Source organism: Candidatus Rickettsiella viridis (genome assembly GCF_003966755.1).
GTDB classification, from domain to species: Bacteria; Pseudomonadota; Gammaproteobacteria; order Diplorickettsiales; family Diplorickettsiaceae; genus Rickettsiella_B; species Rickettsiella_B viridis.
In genome coordinates this window covers 1,110,712-1,137,261 of sequence record NZ_AP018005.1, presented here as the reverse complement: position 1 = coordinate 1,137,261, position 26,550 = coordinate 1,110,712, and the positions used below count along the sequence as shown (strand labels likewise).

The 26,550-nt window shown below is 40.8% G+C and carries 25 protein-coding genes, 1 tRNA gene and 1 pseudogene; 20 read left to right on the top strand and 7 right to left on the bottom strand.

Annotated features, from left to right (window positions below):
* The first annotated feature begins 64 nt into the window (after positions 1-64).
* The 4 genes from infB to DMP02_RS07245 all read left to right on the top strand — a co-directional run bounded on the left by infB (position 65) and on the right by DMP02_RS07245 (position 4,414).
* The gene (infB, locus tag DMP02_RS05150) at positions 65-2,506 is read left to right on the top strand and encodes a translation initiation factor IF-2 (protein WP_126323003.1); all 2,442 of its coding nucleotides are present in this window, start codon (positions 65-67) and stop codon (positions 2,504-2,506) included.
* Between the two features lie 19 nt (positions 2,507-2,525).
* A complete protein-coding gene (rbfA, locus tag DMP02_RS05145; RefSeq protein WP_172593987.1) occupies positions 2,526-2,954 on the top strand; it encodes a 30S ribosome-binding factor RbfA in 429 nt (142 codons plus the stop codon).
* Between the two features lie 35 nt (positions 2,955-2,989).
* Entirely contained in the window at positions 2,990-3,907 is a 918-nt protein-coding gene (gene truB / locus DMP02_RS05140; protein WP_126323000.1) for a tRNA pseudouridine(55) synthase TruB, read from the top strand.
* Between the two features lie 336 nt (positions 3,908-4,243).
* Entirely contained in the window at positions 4,244-4,414 is a 171-nt protein-coding gene (locus tag DMP02_RS07245; protein ID WP_172593986.1) for a hypothetical protein, read from the top strand.
* A gap of 106 nt (positions 4,415-4,520) precedes the next feature.
* On the opposite strand, the gene DMP02_RS05135 is transcribed toward DMP02_RS07245, so the two are convergent.
* The 3 genes from DMP02_RS05135 to orn all read right to left on the bottom strand — a co-directional run bounded on the left by DMP02_RS05135 (position 4,521) and on the right by orn (position 5,976).
* Entirely contained in the window at positions 4,521-4,709 is a 189-nt protein-coding gene (locus DMP02_RS05135; RefSeq protein ID WP_126322998.1) for a lipoprotein, read from the bottom strand.
* Complete coding sequence (efp, locus tag DMP02_RS05130) at positions 4,706-5,275, bottom strand: elongation factor P (protein WP_126322996.1); 570 nt, start codon at positions 5,273-5,275, stop codon at positions 4,706-4,708. The genes DMP02_RS05135 and efp overlap by 4 nt, the downstream gene beginning before the upstream one ends.
* 155 nt (positions 5,276-5,430) lie before the next feature.
* Entirely contained in the window at positions 5,431-5,976 is a 546-nt protein-coding gene (gene orn / locus DMP02_RS05125; RefSeq protein ID WP_126322994.1) for an oligoribonuclease, read from the bottom strand.
* A gap of 60 nt (positions 5,977-6,036) precedes the next feature.
* On the opposite strand from orn, the gene plsY reads away from it, so the two are divergent.
* Both plsY and DMP02_RS05115 read left to right on the top strand, forming a co-directional pair.
* Positions 6,037-6,633 carry a glycerol-3-phosphate 1-O-acyltransferase PlsY gene (gene plsY / locus DMP02_RS05120; protein WP_126322992.1) on the top strand — a complete coding sequence of 199 codons (597 nt, stop codon included), beginning with the start codon at positions 6,037-6,039 and terminating at the stop codon, positions 6,631-6,633.
* Between the two features lie 153 nt (positions 6,634-6,786).
* Positions 6,787-8,778, top strand: a complete 1,992-nt coding sequence (locus DMP02_RS05115) for a DUF5617 domain-containing protein (protein WP_126322990.1) — start codon at positions 6,787-6,789, stop codon at positions 8,776-8,778.
* Here the strand turns inward: DMP02_RS05115 and tsaD are convergent.
* Positions 8,775-9,827, bottom strand: a complete 1,053-nt coding sequence (gene tsaD / locus DMP02_RS05110; RefSeq protein WP_126322988.1) for a tRNA (adenosine(37)-N6)-threonylcarbamoyltransferase complex transferase subunit TsaD — start codon at positions 9,825-9,827, stop codon at positions 8,775-8,777. The genes DMP02_RS05115 and tsaD overlap by 4 nt on opposite strands.
* A 62-nt stretch (positions 9,828-9,889) precedes the next feature.
* Between tsaD and rpsU the strand changes: the two genes are divergently transcribed.
* The 7 genes and pseudogenes from rpsU (at position 9,890) to DMP02_RS05075 (ending at position 16,742) form a co-directional block, all read left to right on the top strand.
* Positions 9,890-10,123 (top strand): 30S ribosomal protein S21, encoded by a 234-nt coding sequence (rpsU, locus tag DMP02_RS05105; RefSeq protein WP_126322986.1) that lies wholly within the window; start codon positions 9,890-9,892, stop codon positions 10,121-10,123.
* A 12-nt stretch (positions 10,124-10,135) separates the two neighbouring features.
* Entirely contained in the window at positions 10,136-10,585 is a 450-nt protein-coding gene (locus tag DMP02_RS05100) for a GatB/YqeY domain-containing protein (RefSeq protein ID WP_126322984.1), read from the top strand.
* 141 nt (positions 10,586-10,726) lie between these two features.
* The gene (gene dnaG, locus DMP02_RS05095) at positions 10,727-12,481 is read left to right on the top strand and encodes a DNA primase (RefSeq protein ID WP_172593985.1); all 1,755 of its coding nucleotides are present in this window, start codon (positions 10,727-10,729) and stop codon (positions 12,479-12,481) included.
* A 79-nt stretch (positions 12,482-12,560) separates the two neighbouring features.
* Entirely contained in the window at positions 12,561-13,361 is an 801-nt protein-coding gene (locus tag DMP02_RS05090; protein WP_126322980.1) for an ankyrin repeat domain-containing protein, read from the top strand.
* 214 nt (positions 13,362-13,575) lie between these two features.
* Positions 13,576-14,695 (top strand): annotated as a pseudogene (gene ald / locus DMP02_RS07500) (alanine dehydrogenase).
* Positions 14,688-16,088 (top strand): leucyl aminopeptidase family protein, encoded by a 1,401-nt coding sequence (locus DMP02_RS05080; protein ID WP_126322978.1) that lies wholly within the window; start codon positions 14,688-14,690, stop codon positions 16,086-16,088. The pseudogene ald and the gene DMP02_RS05080 overlap by 8 nt, the downstream one beginning before the upstream one ends.
* A 144-nt stretch (positions 16,089-16,232) precedes the next feature.
* The gene (locus DMP02_RS05075) at positions 16,233-16,742 is read left to right on the top strand and encodes a hypothetical protein (RefSeq protein WP_126322977.1); all 510 of its coding nucleotides are present in this window, start codon (positions 16,233-16,235) and stop codon (positions 16,740-16,742) included.
* A gap of 226 nt (positions 16,743-16,968) precedes the next feature.
* On the opposite strand, the gene folD is transcribed toward DMP02_RS05075, so the two are convergent.
* Positions 16,969-17,853 carry a bifunctional methylenetetrahydrofolate dehydrogenase/methenyltetrahydrofolate cyclohydrolase FolD gene (gene folD / locus DMP02_RS05070; RefSeq protein ID WP_126322975.1) on the bottom strand — a complete coding sequence of 295 codons (885 nt, stop codon included), beginning with the start codon at positions 17,851-17,853 and terminating at the stop codon, positions 16,969-16,971.
* 60 nt (positions 17,854-17,913) lie between these two features.
* On the opposite strand from folD, the gene serS reads away from it, so the two are divergent.
* The 3 genes from serS (at position 17,914) to DMP02_RS05055 (ending at position 21,459) form a co-directional block, all read left to right on the top strand.
* Positions 17,914-19,185 carry a serine--tRNA ligase gene (gene serS, locus DMP02_RS05065; protein ID WP_126322973.1) on the top strand — a complete coding sequence of 424 codons (1,272 nt, stop codon included), beginning with the start codon at positions 17,914-17,916 and terminating at the stop codon, positions 19,183-19,185.
* A gap of 135 nt (positions 19,186-19,320) precedes the next feature.
* A complete protein-coding gene (locus DMP02_RS05060; RefSeq protein ID WP_126322971.1) occupies positions 19,321-21,294 on the top strand; it encodes an OPT family oligopeptide transporter in 1,974 nt (657 codons plus the stop codon).
* Positions 21,295-21,383: 89 nt separating this feature from the next.
* A tRNA-Lys gene (locus DMP02_RS05055) sits at positions 21,384-21,459 on the top strand.
* A 24-nt stretch (positions 21,460-21,483) separates the two neighbouring features.
* On the opposite strand, the gene DMP02_RS05050 is transcribed toward DMP02_RS05055, so the two are convergent.
* Complete coding sequence (locus DMP02_RS05050; protein WP_232019585.1) at positions 21,484-22,599, bottom strand: tyrosine-type recombinase/integrase; 1,116 nt, start codon at positions 22,597-22,599, stop codon at positions 21,484-21,486.
* The gene (locus tag DMP02_RS05045) at positions 22,485-22,823 is read right to left on the bottom strand and encodes a hypothetical protein (protein WP_232019583.1); all 339 of its coding nucleotides are present in this window, start codon (positions 22,821-22,823) and stop codon (positions 22,485-22,487) included. The genes DMP02_RS05050 and DMP02_RS05045 overlap by 115 nt, the downstream gene beginning before the upstream one ends.
* Before the next feature lie 198 nt (positions 22,824-23,021).
* On the opposite strand from DMP02_RS05045, the gene DMP02_RS05040 reads away from it, so the two are divergent.
* Genes DMP02_RS05040 through DMP02_RS05025 form a run of 4 tightly spaced genes read left to right on the top strand, consistent with a single transcriptional unit; the run spans position 23,022 to position 26,534 of the window.
* Positions 23,022-23,939 carry a YdaS family helix-turn-helix protein gene (locus DMP02_RS05040; RefSeq protein WP_126322306.1) on the top strand — a complete coding sequence of 306 codons (918 nt, stop codon included), beginning with the start codon at positions 23,022-23,024 and terminating at the stop codon, positions 23,937-23,939.
* A gap of 3 nt (positions 23,940-23,942) precedes the next feature.
* On the top strand, positions 23,943-24,995 hold the full coding sequence (locus DMP02_RS05035; protein ID WP_126322305.1) for a hypothetical protein: 1,053 nt from the start codon (positions 23,943-23,945) through the stop codon (positions 24,993-24,995).
* A complete protein-coding gene (locus tag DMP02_RS05030; protein WP_126322304.1) occupies positions 24,989-25,654 on the top strand; it encodes a DUF6475 domain-containing protein in 666 nt (221 codons plus the stop codon). The genes DMP02_RS05035 and DMP02_RS05030 overlap by 7 nt, the downstream gene beginning before the upstream one ends.
* Before the next feature lie 13 nt (positions 25,655-25,667).
* Positions 25,668-26,534, top strand: a complete 867-nt coding sequence (locus DMP02_RS05025; protein ID WP_126322303.1) for a DNA-methyltransferase — start codon at positions 25,668-25,670, stop codon at positions 26,532-26,534.
* Positions 26,535-26,550 lie beyond the last annotated feature (16 nt).

Genomic DNA, 26,550 nt, shown 5'->3' with positions numbered 1-26,550 from the left:
GATAACTTTTACCATTTAGGTTTTGTTCGCTACGCTGTCACCTATTGGCAGGAGAGGCATTTGCATGACAGAAAGTATCAAAGATAAAGTGACCAACAAGACGGCTTCTCATGAAAGTGAAAAGGGAGATGCCGCTAATAATAATCCTAAAAAGCTTATTACATTAACCCGTACGCGTAAAAGTACGAGTCTACTTAAAGTCAAAGATACTTCAGGTAAGGCAAAAACGATTAAGGTTCAAGTCCGTAAGAAAAGGACCTATGTTAAAAGTAATGAAGGTTTAATCGATGAAGAGACAAACCGTGCTAAAGAAGCAAAAGAAAAAGAATTAGCAGTAGAGCAAGAAAAAATAGAACAAGAAAAAGTAGCGCAGGAAGCGTCAGGACAAAATCAGTCGCTTCCCGAAGCGACACCTACTACCCCAGCTGAACCAGCTGTTGTCAGCGAAACGCCAAAAAAAGATCAATACTCAATTGAAGAAAAAAAATTAGCACCTTCTGAAGCTGAAAAGAAAAAGCTGCCTGAAAAAACCAACGTTGTATTAACAGCACATAAAGAAAAAGCAGAGCGCGATAAAAAACATAAAGCACGCAGCTTAAAAGAAAAAGAAATGACGAAATACCGACATAAAAATATTTATCAGTTATCCGATGAAACCGATGAGGAGTTTCGGTATAGGAAAAAGGGAGGTCGCCACAAAAGAGCGGATCAGTTCTTGCAACAACAATTTGAAAGACCCACGGTAGCCATAAAACATGAAGTAGGCATTCCTGAAACGATTACTGTTGGTGAGCTGGCACAAAAGATGTCGGTTAAAGCGGCAGAAGTCATTAAGTCCTTAATGAAGTTGGGTGTGATCGCAACGATTAACCAACCCATTGAACAGGATACAGCGACGATTGTCGTTGAAGAAATGGGACATGTGGCGAAGCCTATTAGTTCCAATGCTTTAGAAGAAGGCTTAGTGCACACTACTCAGCAACAAATGGGTGAGTTATTGCCGCGCCCACCTGTGGTTACTATTATGGGACACGTTGATCATGGAAAGACTTCTTTATTAGATTATATTCGACGTACTAAAGTCACTCAGGGAGAAGCCGGTGGTATCACACAGCATATTGGTGCTTATCACGTGGAAGTTCCCAAAGGTGTTATTACTTTCTTAGATACACCTGGTCACTCTGCATTTACTGCCATGCGCGCACGTGGAGCACGAGTTACTGATATTGTCGTGTTAGTGGTTGCGGCAGATGATGGTGTGATGCCACAAACTGTGGAAGCAATTCAGCATGCAAAAGCAGCCAAGGTACCTATTGTTGTTGCGATTAATAAAATTGATAAACCCGAAGCGGATTTAGATAGAATTAAGAATGAGCTGGCAAAACATGAACTTATCCCTGAAGAATGGGGTGGTGATACGATGTTGGTTCCCGTTTCTGCAAAAACCGGGGAAGGTATTGATAATTTATTAGATTCACTTTTAGTTCAGGCCGAAGTGTTAGAGCTAAAAGCACCACAAGAAGGACCCGGACAAGGTATTGTGGTTGAATCACGTTTAGATAAAGGAAGAGGTCCTGTTGTAACTATCTTAGTTCGACGTGGAAAAGTATCCAAAGGTGATATCTTATTAGCCGGTATTGCTTATGGTCGAGTGCGTGCACTACTGAATGAACGAGGCCAATTTGTAGAATCGGCGGGTCCTTCTATGCCAGTGGAAGTGTTAGGTTTGTCAAATGCACCTGTTGCGGGTGATGAAGTGGTTGTGGTGACCGATGAACGTAAAGCACGTGAAATTGCTTTATTCCGTGAAGGCAAATTACGCGAAACTAAGTTAGCACAGCAACGTGCTATTAAATCAGAAGATATTTTTAGTTATCTCGATGAAGGCCAAGCGAAAGTACTGAATATTATTTTAAAAACAGATGTTCAAGGTTCTGCAGAGGCTATAAAAGAAGCATTAAATAAATTGTCTACCTCTGAAGTTAAAATAAACTTGGTGGGTGTCGGTATAGGTGCGATTACTGAATCGGATGTTAACCTGGCTATAACATCTAAAGCCTTGATCTTAGGTTTTAATGTTAGAGCAGATGTCAATGCTAAAAGCATGGTAGAGAAAGCAGGTTTAATAATGCATTACCATGGCATTATTTATGACCTGATTGATCAAGTTAAAAACGTGATGAATGGTCTATTATCACCTGAAATAAAAGAAACTGTTTTAGGAATGGCTGAAGTGCGGGAAGTTTTCCGCTCCGCTAAATTGGGCGTTATTGCTGGCTGTATGGTGACAAGTGGACTGGTACGACGTAATGCAGCAATTCGAGTGTTACGCGATAACGTGGTTATGCATGAAGGTGAACTGCATTCGTTACGTCGCTTTAAAGAAGATGCAGCAGAAGTACGGAATGGTATGGAATGTGGTATAGGCATCAAAAATTTCACTGATATCCGTGTTGGAGACTTTATTGAAGTGTTTGAACGTACGTCGATAGCAAGAAGCATCTAACATACATGAGGATTGTGAATTGAGCGGGCAACGCAGCAAAAAATCCAAGTCCGAAGAGTATAGCCGTACGGATCGGATTGCAGATCTAATTCATAAAGAATTAACGTTTGTTCTGCAAAAACAAATAGCGGATCCTAGATTGCGTTTTATTACCATTACTGCGGTTAAGGTGACAAAAGATTTAGCATTTGCCGATATTTTATTTACCCAACTTGATCCTGAGCATTTACAGGGGGCACAATATAAAGAGGTAACCGCTAAGTTACTTAAAAAAGCAGCGCCGCGTTTGCGTTATGCATTAGCGCAGCGGCTTAAGCTACGTGTTGCACCTACCCTGCGGTTTTTTTATGATAATTTAGATGTACAAAGTCAACGCTTACATGATTTAATCGACAAGGCTATTACGAAAGATCAAGAAAAAAAAGATCAAATAAAACGTTCTGAGTAATATACGGGTTCACCATTTTACAATAAAAATTCCCTATGCATTCCCAATCATTAAAACCAGTAAAACGCACTATAAACGGTATTTTGTTGCTCGATAAACCTCAAGGGATTACTTCAAATCAGGCACTGCAGACGGCTAAACGTTTATTTGCTGCCAAAAAAGCAGGCCATACGGGCAGTTTAGATCCTTTAGCAACGGGATTATTACCACTTTGTTTTGGTGAGGCGACTAAATTTTCACAGTTTTTACTTGAAGCAGATAAAGCCTATTGGGTTAGTGCACGCTTAGGTATTAAAACAAAAACCGGTGATGCAGAAGGCGAAATCATTGAAGAACGCCCTATCCCTTCTTCTTGTTTTGATCAATTAGAATCTGTGTTATCTATGTTTCGTGGTCCTATATTACAAATTCCACCAATGTTTTCGGCTTTAAAGTTTAAAGGAAAACCTTTATATGAACTTGCGCGCCAAGGTATTACGGTCGAGCGTTCTGCCCGCGAAGTGACGGTACATGGATTAACATTATTAGGTACCACAGTCGATAGTATTGAGTTAGAAATTAAATGTACCAAAGGAACGTATGTTCGAACTTTAATAGAGGATATTGGTGAAGCCTTAGGATGTGGGGCTTATGTACAAGGATTACGTCGTCTTGGTGTTGCAAACTATAATGAAAGGGGCATGATAAGCTTGCAGCAATTGGAAGCGTTTACTCAAGAAGAACGTGATCACTGTTTATTGCCCTTAGATAGTTTGTTACATACTTGGCCCTGTATAAAACTTTCGCAGGCAGCGGTTTATTATCTTTACCAAGGCCAAGCTATTCTGCTACCTAATGTTTCTGAAAAAGGTTGGGTGCGTTTGGTTCATACCGTTAATGATCAGTTTATAGGGGTAGGTGAGGTGCTTGAGGATGGAAGGGTGGCACCTCGTCGTCTCATAGAACAACGCTAATGGTCAGCTTTTGGTGAAGCGCGTTGTTGCTCGGCTTTATCTGCGGTGCTCATTGATGCCTTATCAACTCCGCTCCTCGAAAAGCCGGCGCCTAGCTCTTCACCCAAAATCTTCCATTAGCTTAAACTAGAAAGTTATTAGCGCCTTGCTCTCCATTAAAATCGGCTCGTTTAATGCTCTGATTTGATTTATCTCCTCTATTTTCAATTTTCAAGCGCTTATTGTCCATTTATTGTACATATTTTGAACAATCCGCTGCGATTTTATGGTAAATGCTGGGGTCTTTGCTAGGCTTAAAGAGAGAAGTATTTTTATGCTTTAATTTAGGAGCTCATCATGAACAAAGGTAAATTCCCTCACGATAAAAAACAGCAAAAACATCCTTCACAAGGTGGTAACAGACCACAATGGCCAGGACAAAACCCTAACCAAAACCCTAGCCATAATCCAGGTCAAGGTCACGGCCCAAGCAAACCACAATGGCCAGGACAAAAAGACAAACGCTAAAATAGTTTATTGGGTAAGTAGCTAGTAGGAAGATTATCGCTAACGTTAGCGATTGTTTAGTGCAGGAGCGGAAGTAGAGGGGTGGCTATCACCCCTCTTTTTTTATTTAAGCAAAGTAACCTTTTTTTGAAGGCGACATAGAAGGAAGTCTGTTGCTACGCTCAAAATTTTTATTTGCTTCTTGATAAGGTGTTCTATAAGTGACTGGCAGAGGTTCGGGATTAAGCTTCGACGTTTGTCCTGCACAACCAGACAGTAATAAAGTGATTAATAAACCGATTAAATTTTTTTTCATGATTTGATCCGCGATAAATATTCTCCAGTACGCGTATCAACTTTAATCAATTCACCAATTTGAATAAATAGCGGAACACGCACCACTGCGCCGGTTTCCAAGGTGGCGGGTTTTCCACCACCACCTGAGGTATCTCCTCGTACACCTGGATCCGTATCGACTATTTTTAAAGTGACAAAATTAGGTGGTGCTACCGTTAAAGGTGCGCCATTAAATAAGGTGAGGGTGCAGGTATCTTGTTCTTTTAACCATTGTTTGGCAGAGGCGACAGCAGCTGCATCAGCGGCATATTGCTCAAAAGTATCGGCGGCCATAAAGTGCCAAACCTGACCATCGTTATAAAGGTATTGCACTTCAATATCATAGACATCCGCTGCAAGCAAACTATCACCGGATTTTAAAGTTCGCTCAATAACGCGATTGTTTTTAAGGTTACGTATTTTTATACGGTTAAAGGCCTGACCTTTTCCTGGCTTTACATAGTCATTTTCCAGAATAGTGTAAGGTTCATTATCTAGCATGATTTTCATGCCGTTTTTTAATTCATTAGTGCTGTAGTAAGCCATATCTTTAATCCACTGATATATTCGTCGCCCTGGAATTTTTTGCTGCGTTCCCGCCCAACTCGCCATCCTCATGTATGTTGTAGAAATGAAGGTGGCTTCGTTTTGTGCTCTGCCTTGCCAAAAATCCCATGGTTGTGAATATATTAAACTTAAGTTTATTTTATAAAAAGGTGTTTGCGATAATATTGTAATTCTTCGATAGAGTCCTGAACGTCCTCTAAAGCCAAATGCTTCGACTTTCTCTTTAAACCTTTTGTGATGGGAGGATACCAACGATAAGCGAGTTCTTTCAATGTGCTAACATCAAGATTGCGATAATGGAAATATCTTTCTAGTTCCGGCATGCAGCGAGCTAAAAAGCGACGGTCTTGGCAGATACTGTTACCACACATAGGTGATTTATTTTCAGGTACATAATTTTTGATGAAGGCTAAGGTTTGGTTCTCTGCATCCTCTTCTGATATTTTACTCTCTCTAACACGAGCGAGTAATCCTGAGCCTGTGTGCTGTCGTTGATTCCAATCATCCATGCCGACTAATATATGCTCAGCTTGAGAAATAGCTAAGTTAGGGCCTTTCGCTATAGTATTTAATTCTGAATCAGTAATAATAGTGGCAATTTCAATGATTTTATCTTTTGTTGTATCAAGCCCTGTCATTTCCAGGTCGATCCAAATTAGATTACTGAAGTTAGGTGTCATGTAGAGGGAGTCCTAATAATTTTTACTCATTAATTTTCATCATTATATCTGAAAAAAACTATGCTGTTACCATTAATTTTTTGTTTGTTGGCTTATCTTATGGGTGCTTTATCAAGTGCCATTATTGTTTGTAAGTGTGCTGGGTTACCGGATCCCCGAACCCAAGGCTCGGGTAATCCGGGCGCGAGCAACGTATTAAGAATGGGCGGTAAAGGCTTAGCGAGTATTGTTTTTTTAGTTGATATGTTTAAGGGATGGTTGCCAGTTATAATAGCAAGTTACTTAGGTTTAGCATTACCTGTTTTGGCATGGATTGCATTTTTTGCTTTCTTAGGTCATCTCTTCCCCGTTTTTTTTAATTTTCGTGGTGGCAAAGGAGTAGCAACGGCTTTGGGTGGACTGCTGTCTTTAGCATGGCCGCTTGGCTTATTCGCCTTATTGGTTTGGCTTATCGTATTATTTTTATTTCGTATTATATCGTTAGCCTCTATTTCAGCCGCGCTATTCACGTTTTTTTATACACTTTATTTGTTGCCATCCTCAGCTTATTTTCCTATCTTACTGATGTGTGTTTTATTAGTGCTTCGTCACCATGCCAATATTAGACGCTTATTGGCAGGTAAAGAGCCAAAATTAAATTTAATGAAAAAAAAATAAATTCAGAAAGTTATCATTAAAGCCACACATCTTTATTTTCTAGCATCAGTAAATTTTGATCTTCTTATTTTTTTACTTTTATGTTAATTTTGTAGTCGTTTATGTTTTATTACATAGAGAGTTCTAAGCGGTTTAGCTAAACTAAGGGATGTTATGATTAAACGAAAAGAAGGGCTTAATAAAGAAAATAAATATTCATACGCTCATGCAAATAGTTTATTTAAGAAGTACTTTGAAGTTACTTCTCCAATAGCAGATGCTAATATGCTCTCTATTATAAAAGAAAATGCACAGAGAAGAGTTGCGTCTTCACAAGAGATACATCGGCTTGCTAAAGAAAACTCACCCGCAGATGCCTCAAAAAAAGCGGATGTGCGTAAAGTAGATGTGTGTAATGATATTCCTTTAGCAGTACCATCACCATCACCATCACCATCATCTTCTTCTTTATCCTCAGTAGAAAATGGTGGTCAAGAAATTGAATTAAAATTATTTTTACGTGAAATGGAGGAAGGTAGGAAAAAATGTGAGCTTGTTTTTGGTCATAAACAAGGAACTGATTTATCTCAAGCTAAGCGTTTTGGTATACAAGCCTCTAGAGCAAGGCCAGGTTGTTATAAAAAAGATCTAGATTCTACGGTAACAAGAGGGTCAGGCGGATGGTCTGAATTTGTTATTACCTACGATAATAAATTTATTTTAAATTATACGAGTCGTGAGCTTGAAAAATCAGTAGCAAAAAAGCGTAAATTTTTTTTTAACCATCAGACGATGGGCTATGGTACTTTTTTAAAAGCGGCAGGCAAAATAAAAATAAACAACGAAAAACTAATTATTTCACCTTGTAGTGAATATTTAGAACTTGGATGGGATTATGTTCCTATTATTCTTTTTGTGCTTCAGGAAAAAGGCTTAGATGTCCAAAATGGAAATATCTTAATTGCAGATGAGCAGGGATATATAGTCCCCCTTCCAGCAATCAGTCAAAAAAATGCGCTTCGCCAGTCAGAACGGATAGTTCCCTTTTATTTCAATGAAGATCGTTTTCCTTTGGCTAAAGCAATAGCTGAAAATAAGGAATTAGATGTTAAGGGAATTGTATCTAAGCTCCTTTTAAGTATAGATGACAGTATTTTAAGCACTAGAAATAAAAAGGATATAAGTGAATTAATGGCGAAAAAGAATCATTTAAAAATAGCTATCGTCGATTTTTTATTATTACTGATAGAAAGTGATTTGTATCAGGTTGCTGATAAAGCGATTGAAGAAAGTTTTTCCAATATTATTAAAAGTATCCAATTAGTAAAAGCTAATCATCGTGTTGATTTAGATTTTGTAAAAGATGAATTGGATTCTTGGATTTATTACTTGTTTGGGTTGGGTTTTCAAACTGAGACTAAGCTAGGGCTAGTAGAAAAACAAGAAGGGCAGATATTGTTGGAATTATTTGGTATAAGTAACGTTGAAGCTAACTTGAAAGCAATTAAAGCGGGTTCTCTTCCTCAACGGCATATCAGTGAACATGATCTCATTCGTTCCCCTTTTATTCGATTTTATTCTGAAAACCCGACTAAAACGTGTATCGCATTATTACGTAATTATACCAAAGGTGGTTTTTTTTGGAGGTTATTCACAGGTGCTTGGCGGCGTCATCACATTAAGGCCGTTGAGAAGTTTTTAAAAAAATACGACGCCCAGCAGTACCCTGATAATCTTTCTATTCAGGATATTTTTCGAGAGCTGTTTAATTTAAATGAGGGTACTTTAGCAGAGTATAAGGGAAAAAAAGGGACTCTTTTCGCTCGTCTTTTGTTTTGTGAAAAATTGGAAAATGGAAGTGCTGTAGATTCTGCTGTAGCTGTTGTTTCTGTTGTTAATGAAGCGTCTAGTCAGCATAAAGCGCTAAATAATCCAGGGCTTTCTTCTACTCCATCATCTCTGCCTACCGCGAGTGCACCTATAACTATTAAACAATCTGAGAAACCAATAAATAGAGTCGTTTCATTGGCCCCTACTTCTGTTTCTAGTTCGGCATTTTATGTGCAAGAGGAACCAGATAGCCCACCGCCATTACATGTGCTCGCATCTGACCTTGAAGCGCCTACGCTACCGGTGGCCACTTCTTCTCTTAAGGTAGGGCATTAGTCTAGTTTATCTAAGGGCCAGCGTGTCATGGTTTTTATAGCAAGACCATCATGTTGGCCTAAATTTAAACGTCTATAACCTAGATAGGCAATCATAGCACCATTGTCAGTACAAAAATGGGGACGTGGATAATGAAGCGTTATTTTGTTTTTTGCTGTCATAACGCCCAATTGCTCTCGTAGTGATTTATTAGCCGCGACACCACCCGCTACCACTAAGCGTTTTAAGCCGGTTTGTAATAGTGCCCGTTGTGTTTTTTTGACTAAAGTCTCTATGACAGCGGCCTGAAATTCGTGGGCAATATCTGCTTTAGTTTGCTCATCCTGTGCATTTGAATTAATTGTGCCGCTGACAAATGTTTTTAAGCCACTAAAACTAAAGTTTAAACCGGGTCTATCTAGCATAGGACGAGGAAAACAAAATCGTTTCGGATTGCCTTTTTCAGCTAACTTGGCAATAGCAGGCCCCCCAGGATAGTTCAGGCCGAGTAATTTAGCAGTTTTGTCAAAGGCTTCTCCTACGGCATCATCTACGCTTTCCCCTAAAATCTCGTAATCACCTAGATCATTGACGCTAACCAGTAAGGTATGACCGCCGGATACCAATAGGGCAAGAAAAGGGAATTCAGGTGGATTTTCTTCAAGCATAGGGGCGAGCAGATGGGCTTCCATATGATGTATCCCAAGGGTTGGGATATCGAGTGCCAAGCCTAAACTGCGCCCGAAGACAGCGCCTACCAGAAGAGCACCGGCTAAGCCAGGCCCGGCACAGTAGGCAACGCCATCAATCTCAGAGAGGCTAAGATCGGCCTCTTTCAGGGTTTCTTGGAGTAGGGGTAGTATTTTAAGGATATGGTCACGCGAAGCCAGTTCGGGGACGACGCCACCGTATTGATTGTGTAGCTCAATTTGACTATACAGCGTGTGGGCGAGTAAACCTTTTTGAGCATCATAAATGGCAATGCCTGTCTCATCGCAGGAGGTCTCGATACCGAGCACACAGCCGATGGAATGTTTTAAAACACTCTGTTTTGAATAGAAACTTTGCATTTTACTCGATTGATGGTTAGAATTGTCCCCCTATTTTAACTTTAATTGAGGAAGTACACTACATGCCTGGTGTAATACTTAAACCTGGTGAGGCGCTAGAGTCGGCAATACGTCGTTATAAGCGTACTTGCGAAAAATCACGTATTTTTGCTGAAGTACGTCGCCGAGAATTTTATGAAAAGCCAACTGAAGTACGTAAGCGTTGCTTTGCAGCGGCGGTTAAACGTTCACGTAAACGATTAATGCGTGATAATCCTATATTCGTAGCTAGAATGAAGCGTAAGCGTAAACACTAATCTGGATTAACGATGGATTCTCCTCTCAAACAGCGGTTTCAAGATGATATGAAGACCGCGCTTCGTGCGCAGGATAAGCCGCGTTTGGGTGTTATTCGGATGATACTCGCGGCGATTAAGCAGATAGAAGTCGATGAGCGCATTGAATTGGATGATGCGCGTATTTCTCAGACGCTTAACAAAATGATCAAACAGCGCCGTGATTCTATTGCACAATATACGGAAGCGAAACGTGATGACTTAGCCGCGCAGGAGCGCTTCGAAGAAGGCATTATTCAAACTTATTTGCCAGAATCTTTAACGGAAGCAGAAGTCGATAAACTGCTATCCCAAGCCATAGAACAAACCGGCGCAACCTCTATCAAAGATATGGGCAAGGTCATGGCAGAATTGAAATTGAAATGTCAGGGTCGAGCAGATACGGCCGCTTTAAGTAAGAAAGTAAAAGAACGCTTATCATAATTTTCTTATATGTCATTGCGAGCGCGATCAGCGCGCGGCAATCCAGGAAATAGTTAACTAGATGATTCATGTATGTAACTGGATGGCCACGCTCACTACGTGAGCTCGCCATGACGGTAATCAGTAAGGGGTTAAATGCCTATGCCATCAACCTCAATCCCACAAGACTTTATCAATGATCTCTTAGCACGTTGTGACATTGTTCAGCTAATTGATGCGCGCGTTCCTTTACGCAAAAAAGGCAAGAGTTATATTGCTTGCTGCCCTTTCCATACTGAAAAAACGCCTTCTTTTACTGTAGCAGCTGAAAAGCAATTTTATTATTGTTTTGGCTGTTCTGCGGGCGGTAATGCGCTGAGCTTTCTGATGGATTATGAACGCTTAACATTTCCGGAAGCGGTTGAATTATTAGCGGAACAATTTGGTTTGCAAGTGCCGCATTCTGAATCTTGTCAATCGAGACAGAAAGGCTTAGCGACAACGCTTTATCCACTATTGGAAAAAGTGGCGGCATTTTATGCAGAACAATTGCGGGCTACGCCGACGGCGATTGACTATTTAAAGCAGCGCGGCCTATCAGGACAGCTCGCTAAAAAATTTACCTTAGGTTATGCACCTGCTGCCTGGGATCATTTGCTTAAAGCATTTAAAGATACTGACGCATTATTAGCCGCCGGATTACTGATAAAAAAATCTGAAGGAAAAGGATTTTATGATCGTTTTCGTGACAGAATTATTTTTCCTATTCGTGATAAAAGAGGACGCGTGATTGGTTTTGGAGGACGTGTATTAAACCAAGGCCAAAGTGAAGCTAAATATTTGAACTCCCCTGAAACAATACTTTTTCACAAAGGTAAAGAGTTGTATGGCTTGCATGAGGTTTGTCATGAAAGCCGTCAGTCTGAGTATATCATTGTAGTAGAAGGCTATATGGATGTATTGGCTTTATTTCAAGCCAAGATTCCTTATGCTGTCGCCACTTTAGGAACAGCGACCAGCAGTGATCAAATTTTACGTTTATTTAGTATCAAACAAGAAATTATTTTTTGTTTTGATGGTGACCAAGCCGGAAGAAAAGCGGCATGGCGTGTTTTAGAGATTGGTTTGGCTTTGCTGCAAGATGGGTACTCAATGCGTTTTCTGTTGTTACCCGATGGCGAAGATCCCGATTCGTTTATTCGCAGTAAGGGACGAGACGCATTTATGGCTTTAGTACAACAAGCACATTATTTAGGTGATTTTTTATTTGAACATTTATTAACACAAGTTGATATTCACCAACTAGAAGGAAAAGCAGCTTTAGCTAAATTAGCGATACCACTGATTGAGAAGATTCCTCTAGGCATTATGCAGCATAAGTTATTTGAACAACTGGCTACTTTGATCAATATGGATGTGCCTACCTTAAAACAAGTCACACAGAGTGAGATAAATAAACCAGTGAAAACACGAATAAAAAAAACAGATACCACTAAGCGTTTTTCGCCGATGCGCTTAGCTATTGCACTTTTAGTGCAATACCCACAGCTGGCTAAAACACTTTCTGAGCAACAATGTCAATTGCTTAAAACATTGGATTTACCCGGTAGTTCGCTGTTGATTAAGTTATTTTTAGTGTTGAAAGAGTCACCGGAGTTAAATACTGCAATGTTATTAGAATATTGGCGCTTTGATGAAACGTCTTATAAAATTCTGCAACAATTAATTCATTATTCTGTCACTATTCCTACGACAGGCATACAAGCTGAATTTCATGATTTATTAAATCATTTAAAAAAAATGAATGTCCAACAAAGCATCGATAAATTATTACATCAAGCTAAACAATCAACGCTAACAGAAGAGCAGAAAAAGCACTTATATCAGCTAATATTGAGTACCCAAAGCGAAAAATAATAGTGTTTGATACAGTAATTATTTAATTATTTTACTGTAAAATAATTAATTCCTAATTGAAAATTAATAGGGGGTTTTTATGCCTGATATTCGCACCGCTGCTGAAGATGGCGATTTAGAAAAAGTAAAAGAATTTTTACAAGCAGGAGATGATGTTAATAGAGTTGATCGGTATGGAAATACACCACTCATGCTAGTGTTAAGCGGGTGGGGCAGCAGAGTATCGGACGGAACGAATTCCAACAACGACATAGCATTGGTTAAATTGCTGATAGACCATGGGGCTGACGTTACCCTAGCTAATAAGTGCGTAGATACTCCCCTGCATTTAGCAGCTAGCACTATTCCTCTAATAAAAAGCAAGTTTCCTACATTTATGAAAGTAGAAGACATAAAAACAGCAAACTTTGCCAAAGATAATATTCCAGTAATACATTTACTTTTGTCGAATGGTGCTAAGGTTAATGCAAGGAACAACGTAGGGGAAACGCCTTTGGATAGTGCATTGAAATTTAATTGGGATAATCCTAATAAAAAAAATGCACTTTTTGAAATAAAAGACGTATTGGGTCCACGTATGTTGTTACAAGATCCATATACAGAAAAGCCTAAGTTTTTACTAGAAGCTTTAGGAAAAGAAGCTTCAGAACGTTGGGATAAGCAATCTAAACAACTCAAGTATCTTATAGAAAAAAAATCTTTAGGGACTGAAAAACAAACGCTAAAGTCTCTAAATAAATTTTATTGTGAAAAAGATAGCTTAGGTGGCCAAGTATTAAATGATATTTTAAAATTTAAGTTGTCGATTGAAAAAAATGATCATTCGCAAAGCGAAAGCCTCTCTTCCACAAAGAGTGTGCCTTCTTTAGTGTCTCGTTAATTTCTGCAATAGAGATATTTGCGCCTTACGTCTTAAACCTCGCTTCAGTGCGTTCTGAGCGAGGTTACTATGTTTTCTCTATTTTTCTCAGTAAGATTTTATCAATATTTCTTTGCCACTTTATTCTCAGTCCCGGCCTAGCTCCTCTTATCTAGCTACCGCATAATGCTTCTGGTAAAGTGCGCAGGGATAACAATTAATTGGAGTTAATGGTATGCAAATAGGTGTTCCTAAGGAAATTAAGAACAACGAGTTTAGAGTAGCACTTGTTCCAGCGACAGTACGTGAATTGGTAGCACAGGAGCATCAGGTATTCGTACAGACAAAAGCAGGCGAGGGTATCGACATTTCGGATAGCGATTATCTCGATGCCGGTGCCAAAATTCTTAACACAGCAAAAGAAGTGTTTGATAAAGCGGAATTAATACTCAAAGTAAAAGAACCACAAGCGGTAGAATGTGGTTATTTGCGCGAAGGACAGACGCTCTTTACCTATTTACATTTAGCGGCCGATCAAAATCAAACAGAACTTTTATTAAAGTCAGGCTGTATTGCCATTGCGTATGAAACGGTAACCGATGCACGCGGTGGATTGCCGTTGTTGGCACCGATGAGTGAAGTTGCAGGACGTATTGCCATACAAGCGGGTGCGCATTGTCTGGAAAAAGCGCAAGGTGGGCGAGGTATTTTATTATCGGGTGTGCCCGGTGTTGCTTCAGCCAGTGTCGTTGTTTTAGGGGGCGGTGTGGTAGGAAGTAATGCTATTCGTATGGCGTTGGGTGCTCAAGCTCAGGTTACCGTATTAGATAAATCCGTTGCACGTCTGCAGGAGTTAGATTCACAGTTTGGTGGCTCAGTTAAATACTATTTTTTCAACCCGAGATGCCATTGAAAAATATACTGCATTGGCGGATCTTTTAATTGGCGCGGTACTGGTACCAGGCGCAGAAGCACCAAAAATAGTGAGCAGAGAATTAATAAAGAAAATGCGTCCAGGCACTGTGGTGGTTGACGTGGCTATTGACCAAGGCGGATGTTTCGAAACCAGCCGACCTACCACGCACACAGAACCGACCTATATGGTAGACAATGTTGTTCATTATTGTGTTAGCAATATGCCAGCTGCTGTTCCACGTACATCGACCTTTGCTTTAACTCATGCTACTTTCCCTTATATATTTGCACTCGCCAATAAAGGTATTCAAAGAGCATTAGCTGAAGATAGCCATTTGCGTAATGGCCTTAATATTTGTAGAGGTCAAATCACTCACCAGGCAGTGGCTAGTGTGTTCGATAAATCTTATATTCCTGCCCAGGAGGCATTAAGTGCTTAATTGTTTCATTGAGCAAACTGAACAATCCATTCCCATTGTTGCGTTGACACCGCAACAATGGGATGCGTGGTTAGCAAAACAAACGCCTGCTACACAGCAATGGTTTGCGACACTTAATTTTTCTGTCAAACCAGGAGCTACTACTGTGCTTCCTGACAGTGAAGGGCAATTAAATCAAGTTATCCTTATACTGAATGATGCAGCTGATTTTTGGTCGTTTGGTTGTTTGTCTTGTTCGTTACCACCAGGACAGTATCATTATGTGGATATAAACGATGAGGTTTTTCTGCATCGTGCGGCGATGGAGTGGGGATTAGGCGCTTATGAATTTACACGCTATAAAGCAGCAACAAAACCACAGGTTCAGTTACTGATTCCTCCTAGCGCTAATATTCGTGTATTGAATGCAAAAGTTAACGCGATTTATCGTGTACGCGATTTAATTAATACACCGACAGAAGATATGGGGCCTGCTGAATTAGCTGATACAGTTGTTCAACTCGGTAAAAGTTTTCATGCTTCAGTTAAGCAAATTGTGGGTGATGATCTTGTAAAAGCAAACTATCCGGCTATTCATGCCGTGGGTAGAGCAAGTCCACGTGAACCGCGTTTGATTGATCTGACGTGGGGTGATAAGCATCACCCTAAAGTTACCTTAGTTGGTAAAGGTGTCTGTTTTGACTCCGGTGGATTAAATCTAAAGTCCGGTTCAGGAATGACATTAATGAAAAAGGATATGGGTGGTGCGGCCAATGCGATTGGTTTAGCAGAAATGATCATGCTGCTTAAATTGCCGGTGCGTTTGCGCTTGTTGATAGCTGCCGCAGAAAATGTGGTTGCTGGTAATGCCTATAAACCGGGTGATGTCATTACAATGCGTAATGGTTTAAGTGTAGAAGTGAGTAATACCGATGCCGAAGGTCGATTGATTTTAGCGGATGCTTTAAATGAAGCCGATAGTGAAAATCCAGATTTACTGGTTGATTTTTCTACTTTAACCGGGGCGGCTAGAGTCGCGGTAGGTACAGAGATCTCTGCATTTTTTACCAGTAAAGAGGACTTAGCCAGCGCATTGTTAAAAAATAGCGAAGAAGCGCAGGACCCTTTATGGCGTTTACCTTTGTATAAACCGTATCAAAAATTATTAGAGAGTAAAATTGCTAATCTCAATAATTCAGCGGCTTCTTCTTTTGCTGGCGCGATTACAGCAGCTTTATTTCTAGCAAATTTTATCAAAGAAGAAACGCATTGGGTGCATATCGATTTTAATGCTTACAATGTTACTTCTAGACCAGGAAGACCTGAAGGCGGCGAAGCAATGGCGATTTTTAGTTTATTAAGTTATTTGTTGAAAAAATATGTTCCTTTAAATAAAGATTCAATGGATGGCTAAACGGCAGTCAATTATTAAAAACAATCATTCAAATAAAATTAAAAAATTAAATAAAGGATTTTTTTAGCATCACTTTTTATTGATATTTAAATAAAGTATTCTGCGAGGGAATATTTTTTAAGCTATTAATATTAAGGAATAATAATGCCAATAGAAAATGCACTAGCGTTTTTCAATCCTCCAGTGTGCCCAGTATCTGGGGAAACTGGAGTACTAGATTATGATCGCCAAAGCCAAGCAGATCCATTAAGAAGTATGGTTACCTATAGTAGCAGAGGCATAAATCAGTCGCAGTGTGGTTATCTTTCTGATCTGTCCATTGGACTGGGGTTTCTGGCTATTGTCCTGATGATTTTGAATTTGCTTGTTTTTCTTCTTCAAAAAAAATCAGATGGAATTAAAAGGCAAGATATAAACGATGAATTACTACAACTAAGGAACGACGTTAGTGTGCTGAAAGATGATGTAGACAATCTGGAAAATGCCCTAGGTAGTCTCGGGGGACATGTTAGCACGCTGGAAGATGGTGTAGGCAACCTTAAGGCTAATACTTGCTATTTCGATAGTCGTTTCCATAGATTGGAGCAATCTCATGCAAGTATGGAAAACTGTCTTGAAAAGGTGGAAAATACTAGAGTCAATTTTAGGCGCTGACTCTAGCCCAGAATGGGTCAGCTAGCTGTGCTTTTGTTAGCGGAAATGCCTTGTTTTTATACCCATTTTTTAAAAATGGGTATTTATAGGGGCCTCTGCACAGTGCAAAAAATATAAATGGCCGTCCGGGCGAGGTTGGAATACCGCTCCAACCGTGGCTATCCAGAGAAAAAGTAAGCCCTTGACTGGATTGCGACGCGCTTCGCGTTCGCAATGACGAAAAATTTTAGTGTCGACTAATTTTGTATTGTGCACAGTATAAAGGCATGTGTTTAGCCGCAAATAAGGTGTTGCTAAGTAACATAGCCACCGTCATTGGCCCCACTCCACCAGGCACAGGCGTAATATAAGCCGCAGATTGTTTTGCTGTTTCAAACTCGATATCACCATGTAGTTTTCCATTTGGCGATCGTGTAATACCGATATCAATCACAATAGCACCGGGTTTTATCCATTCACTGTTGATAACACCGGCTTTTCCTATGGCGCTGACCAATAAATCGGCTTGCTTAATAGCTTGTTTTAAGTCACGTGTTTCCTTGTGACAGAGCGTAACGGTACATTTTGCATTAACCAGTTCTAATGCCATGGGTTTACCAACAATATTTGAAGTACCTATCACCACCGCATTTAAACCGCATAGCATAATTTTCTCATGCTCCAGCAAACGCATCACGCCATAAGGCGTGCAAGGCCGCAAGTAAGATCGTCCTTGGGCAAGCAAGCCCAGGTTAGTAGGATGAAAGCCATCTACATCCTTTTTTGGATCGATGCTATCTAAAATCAGTGGTGTTCTTATGTGATTGGGAAGCGGAAGTTGGATCAGAATGCCATGTATAGAGGCATCACTATTCAGCTGTGTAATCAGGGATAGTAGCTTTTCTTCCGGGATATCCTGTGGTAAATCATAAGCAACTGATTTTATCCCGCATTCGCTACACGCCTCGCGTTTATTTCGTACATAGATTTGTGAGGCCGGATCATCGCCTACTAGAATGACTGCTAAACCGGGGGCAGATTGGCCTTGGCTAAGGCGGCGCTGAATCGCATCTTTTAGATTTTCGCGAATTTTTTGGGCAATTGCTTTGCCATCAATGATTTTTGCCGTCATAATTGATTCAACTTAGCGTTTTTAAAAGAGAGACTTTTCTTAAGAGCAAGGCCCTATTATATGTTAGATCCCAAACTTTTACGTAGCCATATCGAAGAAATTGCAGAACGGCTTAAACCACGTGGTTATCAGCTCGATATCGACCAGCTAAAGCAGCTAGAAGCGCAGCGTAAGGCATTGCAAATGCATACCCAAGAACTGCAAAACCAGAGCAATCAAAGTGCCAAGGCGATAGGGTTAGCGAAAGCAAAGGGCGAACCGGTTGCTGTTATCTCAGAAGAAGCAAAAACGATAAAAGAGCAACGTGAAGTATGTGAGCGCCAGCTCAGGAATATAAAGGAACAGTTAGAAGCTATTTATCTGACTATCCCTAATTTACCTCATGTCACAGTACCGGCAGGCAAAGACGAAGCCCAAAATCAAACCGTACGTCAGTGGGGAGAAATTCCTACTTTTAAATTTTCACCCAAAGATCATGTTGATTTAGGTCAGCAAAGCGGAGGTATGGACTTTGAAGCAGCCGGAAAAATATCAGGCACACGCTTTGTGGTGCTGTATGGGAAATTAGCCAAGCTTCAGCGTGCCTTGATCCAATTTATGTTAGATGTTCATACCAAAGAACACGGTTATGAAGAACTTTATGTGCCTTATATTGTTAACAGCAGCAGTTTAATTGGCACAGGTCAGTTGCCGAAATTTGCGGATGAACAATTTGCACTGAAGGGTGAGCAAAATTTTTATTTAATTCCAACCGCCGAAGTACCCGTTACCAACTTGGCACGCGACGTTATTTTTTCAGCGGATAAATTACCTAAAAAATATGTCACGCATACGCCTTGTTTTCGTAGCGAAGCAGGCTCTTATGGAAAAGATACCCGCGGTATGATTCGTCAACATCAATTTGAAAAAGTAGAGTTAATCCGATTTGTAAAACCCGAAGATAGTTATTCAGCTTTGGAAGAACTGACGAGAGAAGCAGAATCCATTCTACAAAAACTAAAACTACCTTATCGTGTGGTTTCCCTTTGTACAGGAGATTTAGGGTTTAGTTCGGCCAAAACGTATGATTTAGAAGTTTGGCTGCCCAGTCAAAAGACTTACCGTGAAATTTCATCCTGTAGTAATTTTGAGGCCTTTCAAGCGCGTCGGTTACAAGCCCGTTGGCGTAATGTCAACAATGCAAATGCGATTGAATTAATCCACACCTTAAATGGTTCTGGATTAGCAGTAGGGCGTACGCTAGTTGCGATTATGGAAAATTATCAGGATGTAGAAGGAAAGATACGAGTGCCTGACGCATTAAAGACATATATCAATGAAGATATTATTTGAAAGTGAATATACTCTTCGCACTAGAATTTTCGGCTGTGTTTCCACGCAATTCGCAATCCTCATGTATCATCTATACACTGCGGTTGCTCATTTTCGCGGCGCCTTGCTGAAAATCCCATTGCTGTGAGTATAATTATGCAAAATAAGCATGAAACACAAAGCGGTATGATTTCATTAAGAGTTATTTTATTATCGATTTTTTTAGCGATTCTTCTGGCAGCTTCCAGTACCTATTTAGCTTTGAAAATTGGTATTTTACCTTCCGCTTCTATTCCAGCGGCCATACTCGCGATGGCCATTCTGCGTTTTTTAAAAAAAACCAGTATTTATGAAATCAATTTGATCCAAACCGCCGCTTCAGCCGGCGAAGCGGTGGCGGGTGGTATTGTCTATACGATTCCAGCACTGGTGATTATGGGCTATTGGCATCATTTTCCGTATTTAGAAAATGTGGCTATTGCGTTATGTGGTGGTTTGTTAGGGATTTTATTTTCTATTCCATTGCGTAAGATATTAATAAATACACCACAGTTGTACTTCCCTGAAGCAAAAGCGATTGCAGAGGTGTTACAGCTAGTCCAGAAAAATGTCTTTCATATTCGTGAAATCATCATGGGTACCGGCTTAGGTGGATTATTAGAATTAGCACAGACCGGTTTTAAAGTGATTGCCAGTGCAGCTGAGAAATGGTTTGTACTAGGAAAATCGACCATTGTGGGTTTTGGTATTGGTTTTTCGCCGGCGTTAATCGGGGTGGGTTATTTAATTGGCTTTGATGTGGGCTTAAGTCTGGTCTTAGGCGCGCTGCTGGCCTGGGGTGTTGCGTTACCACTATTAAGTATTTTTGCTGCAATAAAACCCTTTCATTTAACAGCCAGTTTAGCGGCTTATAGAAATCACATTCATTACCTTGGTTTAGGTGCTATGCTGATGGCTGGGCTTTGGACGCTGATTAATTTATTAAAGCCTTTTTACCAAAGTTTTAAGCTTTCAACGCAGGGATTGTTTAAACCTTCTATAAATGAACCGATTCTTTCTAAAGAACAGGATATACCTACTGCTTATTTATTGTTGGCATTACCGGTTTTAATGGTGTGCGTTTATTTCTTATTTCACTATTTATTTCCAGCACATATTTTTACAAACAGCGCTTCGTTGTTCATTAACTTGGGCGCGGTTTTTTATGTGGTGGGGTTAGGATTTATTTTTGCTGCGATTTGTGGTTATTTTTCTGGTTTAGTCGGGGTAACCGCTAGTCCTGGTTCGGCTATCTTGATCGGGGGTCTTTTATTAACCGCCCTCATTTTGCGTGCTTTATTTGTTCTGCACGGACATGCCGCTGTTTCTGGGCATTGGCTCAGTATGGCGGCGATGACGATTATTATTGGCGGCGTGGTGGCAGGTATGGCCGCTATTGCAAATGATACGATTCAAGATTTGAAGGTGGGGCATCTTATTGGCGCTGCGCCTTGGCAGCAACAGTTAATGTTGGTATTGGGCGTGATAGTAGCGGCTTTGGTCATTCCTTATGTGATGGAGCTTTTATTTAACGTCTATGGTTTGACAACTGTTCTACCACACGCGGGTATGGATCCAACACAGACTTTATCAGCACCACCCGCTGCGATGATGGCAGGATTAACACAAGGTATCTTTAATCACGATTTACCCTGGTCTATGTTGGGCATAGGCGCCTTGATGATGGTGGTTTTCATTGCACTGCAATGGTTGGGATTAAAAAAACTTTCTTTATTAGGGGTGGCGATGGGTGTTTATTTACCCTTAAGTTCCTCTATTCCCTTATTTATAGGAAGTTTATTTGCATTTTTTATCAGACGAAATTTTCAACAGCGCTTAAAAGGCGGGTCTGAAGAGCAAAAGGCAAAGATAGAACAATATCAACATTATGCAGTGTTGCTTGCTTGTGGATTGGTGGCTGGTTCAGCTTTAATGGATGTGTTGCTAGCTATTCCGATGTCACTCACCAGCAATCCCGAGATATTGGCTATTATGCCAGCTAGGTGGAATAGTTTGGCAGTAGCGTTGGGTTTTCTGAGTGTGGTCGGTTTAGGTTTTGGGTTTTATAAAGTAAGTCACTCAACAAAATAACGCGTGTGGGTTTACGGGTTAAAAATAGCGATAAAAAGGACGGGATTGCTATTTTCTGCCAGATTGACTACAATCTGCCGTTCAATTTTGGGCCGTTAGCTCAGTCGGTAGAGCAGTAGACTTTTAATCTATTGGTCGATGGTTCGATTCCATCACGGCCCACCAGTAAAGTCTTTTAAAATCAAACACTTACACCAACCTTAAACTTGTTTTTATTTCCTGCAAATTTCCTTGCGCGACTTTTGCGCGACTCGTATCGACTAATCCACTTTTTCTTAAGACTACCAAGTGTTTCCCTGTTTCACAGACTTTATTAGCGGCACGAATCAGATTACCTAATTCAGCGGCTGAATAATGCGTTGTTACACTCTGCGTTTTATGGCCTAACAAAACTTGCCTATCTTCAAAACTCACTTCAGCCGACCGTAATCGATGACCAAAAGTATGTTTTAAATCGTGCACTCTGACTTGAGGTAAGCCAGCCCGTGCGCGTGCTTTTTTCCACGCGGAATTTAACATCCGAGTAATAGGTTTACCTCGAAAGGTAAATACATAGTCTGAATGTTCTCCTCTCACTTCCTCAATTACACGCAAGGCATTTTTGTTTAAAACTACTAACCGTTTTTCACGGTTTTTAACATCCGCAGCGGGAATGATAAAAACAGAGCCTTCAGAAATTTTAATTTCCCACTTCCATTGCAGATGGCACACTTCATGATCACGACAGCCTGTGTTAACAGCAAACAAAGCCATGTGCTGTAAATGCAAAGGTAATTCACTTAAAAGCCTGGCTTGCTCATCAAGTTGAAGCGGATAAGGTTCTCTTTTGTCAGTTTCACGAAGCAGTTTTATTTTGGGCGCTTTATGTAACCAACTTAAGTTGTATTCATCTTTCCACTCGTATTCAGCCAAGTTTAAAATATGTCTGACTACCTGTAAGCCGCAATTGATTGTTCGCCTCTTAACGCCCTGCTGCGTGCGTTCCTGAATATAATGTCTTAAGCTATCCATATGAATAGAATCAAGTGGTAAATCGCCAATATATTGATCTAGCCTTTTTAGATAAATAGCATCCACATGCAAACTTGATTTATCTTTTTCCTCTAAGTATTTAGTAGCTGCTTCTCTAAAAGTCCGCTTTGGTCTAATTCCATAGACACTCGCTTGTCGAATCTGCTCAAGACGCCGAACTAAATAGCGTTCGGCTTCTTCGAGCGAGCCTGATCCAGTGCTTTCTGAAATGCGACGGCCGTTGACTTTCTTGTTAATGTGCCAGATGTTCCCGCGTTTAACGAGCCCTGGCATTTTTTTTCTTCCCATAATGGTTTCCTCTCTAATGGAGGACGACCCTTACACTGCTTATAATCGTCCACCCAGGCATCTAAATCAAGTCGATCGAACGCAATGCCAATTTCTCCTATCGGAATCACCGTTAAATGCGGTCTCACTTCGTCATTAAACCGATGACGATCCATACCCAAATAATTCGGTGCATCTCGTAATCGAATCAGTCGTGGTTGCATGTTCATCTCCTCCATTAAAAATGATTAAATTTTTATTTTTTATTAAATTATTTTTTTAATTTTTTTAATAAAAAAATAGTCGGATGTTCCTCCCCTCAATTAATAACCGCTAAAAGTAAAAATACCGTAAAAAAGCGGGGAATAATTCCCATTTTTTTACGTTAGGATTTTTATAAGGAAAAAATAAAAAGAAGGAGGAGAGTGATGTGGGAAACGGCTTTATTAAAAGCCATCCAGCAATTCGATACCATGCAACAGTTTTCAGAAAAGCTGGGTGTACCGCGTGAAAGTGTCAGTGCTTGGTTACATAAGAACATTCAAATTCCCTTGGAATACGCGTTATGTATAGATAGCTTAACGCAAGGAACGGTGAGCTGGAAGGAATTAGTTCCTAGCTACAAGGTACGACTGTTGCGGCATATCGCGTTTTCTATCGGCCCAGTAACAGCTTATTCATGCATCCAAGTCTGTGTATCACTACACCGCATTCAAGCACTAAAAAATAACAGGCCACAATATAACTTACCTCATGCAAACGTCTTTTTGGGTTTAGATGAAAATAACCGGATCATTTTTGGTGAGGAATTATTTTATCACTACCAAGCGCTTGGTAAGAAAACTATTCCTGCCTTGCTATTTTCCTTATCCGCTTTGTTAGCCGGTAAATATGATCCAAAAGACTTAGCTCAAACCCTACTGATGAGTGAGCGACTAGCCATAGGTATTGCTTTGGAAAAGTTAATTGGAAATCGCCAAGGAAAACGGACTGACCTCGTTAAAAATAAACAAAAAGCCGATTTTGATGAGGCACTTTGGGAAAAATTTCCCGAAGTAAAAGAAAAAAGCACCACTCTAATAGCGTACTTAATAGGTTTTGGTAATAACCATCGAAAATGCTTTGAGCAAGGCAAGCAAATTTTAAAGTATGGCTGTCCCCAATTAATTAACCAACTAAACCAAAGAAAAATAGCCCTATCAACGGCGGCCGCTCTAACTTCACTTTGTCATGCCAAACAGAAACAAATTTTAGCTGGCAGTAAGAAAGAAATCATTGCACTCACCCAACAACTCAAACAGACAGCAAAACAAAAAATAGTTATTAACCCTTCAAAGGAGATTTAAACCATGCGTGATTATAGCAAACTTTCACCCCATTTTTGGATTAATGAACAAGGTAAACAAATCAAACAATTTGGTGGGGCAACACAGCTCATTGCTTTATACCTAATCAGTAACCCTCATTGCACGATGCTAGGGATCTACTATTTACCCATGCCGTTTATAGCCCATGAGCTAGGTATCACCTTAGAAGGGGCTTTAAAGGGGCTTCAGAATCTCTGTGAAGTCGGGTTTTGTACCTATGATGCGGCATCAGAATACGTTTGGGTACACGATATGGCGTTATCACAATTGGGGCAAGCTTTAAAGCCCAACGATAATCGCGTTAAGTGTATCAACGAACTCTATCAGGCCTTACCCAAACTACCTTTTCTCGATAAGTTTTATGAAGCTTATCATATTTCACTGTGTTTAGATAAAAAAACAAAGGGGCTAATAAGGCCCTACGAAGGGACTTCAAAGTCCCTTCTAAGCCAGGAACAGGAGCAGGAACAGGAGCAGAAGAAAGAACAGAAACAGGAGGAGGATCAGGAACAGGATGTTGATGGTGGCGCGCCGTCTGACGACGGCTTGCCCAGCAGCAACAGCGAATTAAAAAATCCCCCTGTTAAACAATTGCTTGACGTGATCGACGATAAGGTTGTGTCCATAGCAACGACGGTTACATCGATAGGGCTTTATCAGATTCCTCTGAGCGATGGCAGTCAGTTTATGGTTTTACCGACCTCGATAACGCATTGGCAAAAAACCTATCCCGCGGTGGATGTTGCACAAGAGCTACGGCAAATCCAGGCCTGGAATGAGGCAAATCCAACGGAGCGTAAATCCCGAACACAGATTCTGCGCCATATCAACACGTGGCTTGCCAAAGAGCAGCGTGCAGCCTCTCAACAGCGACAACAATCGCCTCCCTTTGAACATCACCTTGACTTAGCCAGACGTGGTTTGAGTCCTACGCTGGCACACAATCTCATCGTAGGGGAGCGGTGGCTCAAGCAATCGATGGCGAAAGAAGAAACTCTACATCCTCTGTCTGATGCACAGGAGATTTTATGCTAGCCGATGACAAAAAACAGTTTCTGCAATGGTTGACGTTATTGACCGAATCGTTTAACCGCAAGGTATCGAGTGTATTGCTAGAAAGCTATTGGCAATGCTTGGAATCCTACCCGTTTATGCAGGTCAAACAAGCGATGTTGAATACTTTGCAAAATCCTGCTCGTCAGAAATGGGGGATGCCCACACCGGCGGATTTAATTGTTTTAATTCAGGGAGATAACCATCAGCCGGCACGTAAGGCCTGGAGCCAAGTACTTTCTGCTATCCGCACCGTGGGTGGTTATGACAGCGTGGTGTTTGATAATGCGGTGATTCACTGCGTGATCACCGATATGGGCGGCTGGGTTTACTTGTGTCAACAATCGGAAAGGGAACTATCTTTTTTAGCTCAAGCATTTGAGAACCGCTATTGCGACTATCAAGGAAAACCACTGCCTCGCTATCCACGTTTACTCAAAGGCCGGTTAGAGCAGGAGCATGAGAGTCAGGGTTATACACACACGCCGCCCGAGCCTATTTTGCTAGGCAATCCTGAGTGCGCTTTGGCCGTTTATACCCAGGGCAACGCACAATGTTCTCAAACACCGCTTTCGCTTTCTCAAGCCACTCAGAAGTTTTCGCAACAGCAGGAAAATAACGTACTAACCAAAGAAAAATAAGGAAAAAAATAACATGCTCAACACGCCGATCTCTAATAACCTGCTGCATTCTGATGTTTCACAAGGCGCCGCGTATCAAATTCTCCATGGGGATTGTCGAAACGTGCTACCCACTTTTCCTGAAAAAGTTGCTCTTATCGTGACTTCGCCACCGTACGCCGATGCGCGGCAAGCCCATTACGACAGCGTAGCTCCCCATCACTATACCGATTGGTTTGTTACCTTTCATGAGGCACTGTGGCGTGCGCTAAAACCGACGGGCAGTTTAGTACTGAACATGAAAGATAAAATTGTTCAAGGTGTACGCCAGCATTATGTTTGGGCTACGATCGAAAAACTCATCGGTTTAGGCTGGCATTGCATTGACGATTACATCTGGCATAAGAAAACCAGTATGCCAGGCTATTGGCCCACACGCTTACGCGATGCCTGGGAGTATGTGTTTCATTTAGCCAAAGTAAAGAAACCCTATGTCGATCAGGAGGCCGTAAAAATTCCCATGGCAGCCTCCACCCAACAACGAATAGCACGTTTCAGTGGATTAAAAAAACGTATTGTCGTTTCTGCCACCGGCAGTCGGTTTCAGTGTAATTTTGCCAATTGGCGCCATAAAAAACAGGTCTTGCCGACTAATGTTTTGCATCTATGTCCTGAGAATCGCAATCAAGGTCATCCGGCTGTTTTCCCTGTCGCCTTACCGCAGTTCTTTATCCGCTTACTCTCTAAACCACAGGATTTGATACTTGATCCCTTTGCCGGTAGCGGTACCACAGGCTTAGCGGCACTTTCTCTTGGACGACGCTGCGTTCTCATCGATAACCAGCTTCCCTATTGCCACGTGGCTGAACGAAGGCTAAGCCAACTGATCAAAGAAAAATAAAAAGAAGGTCAATCAG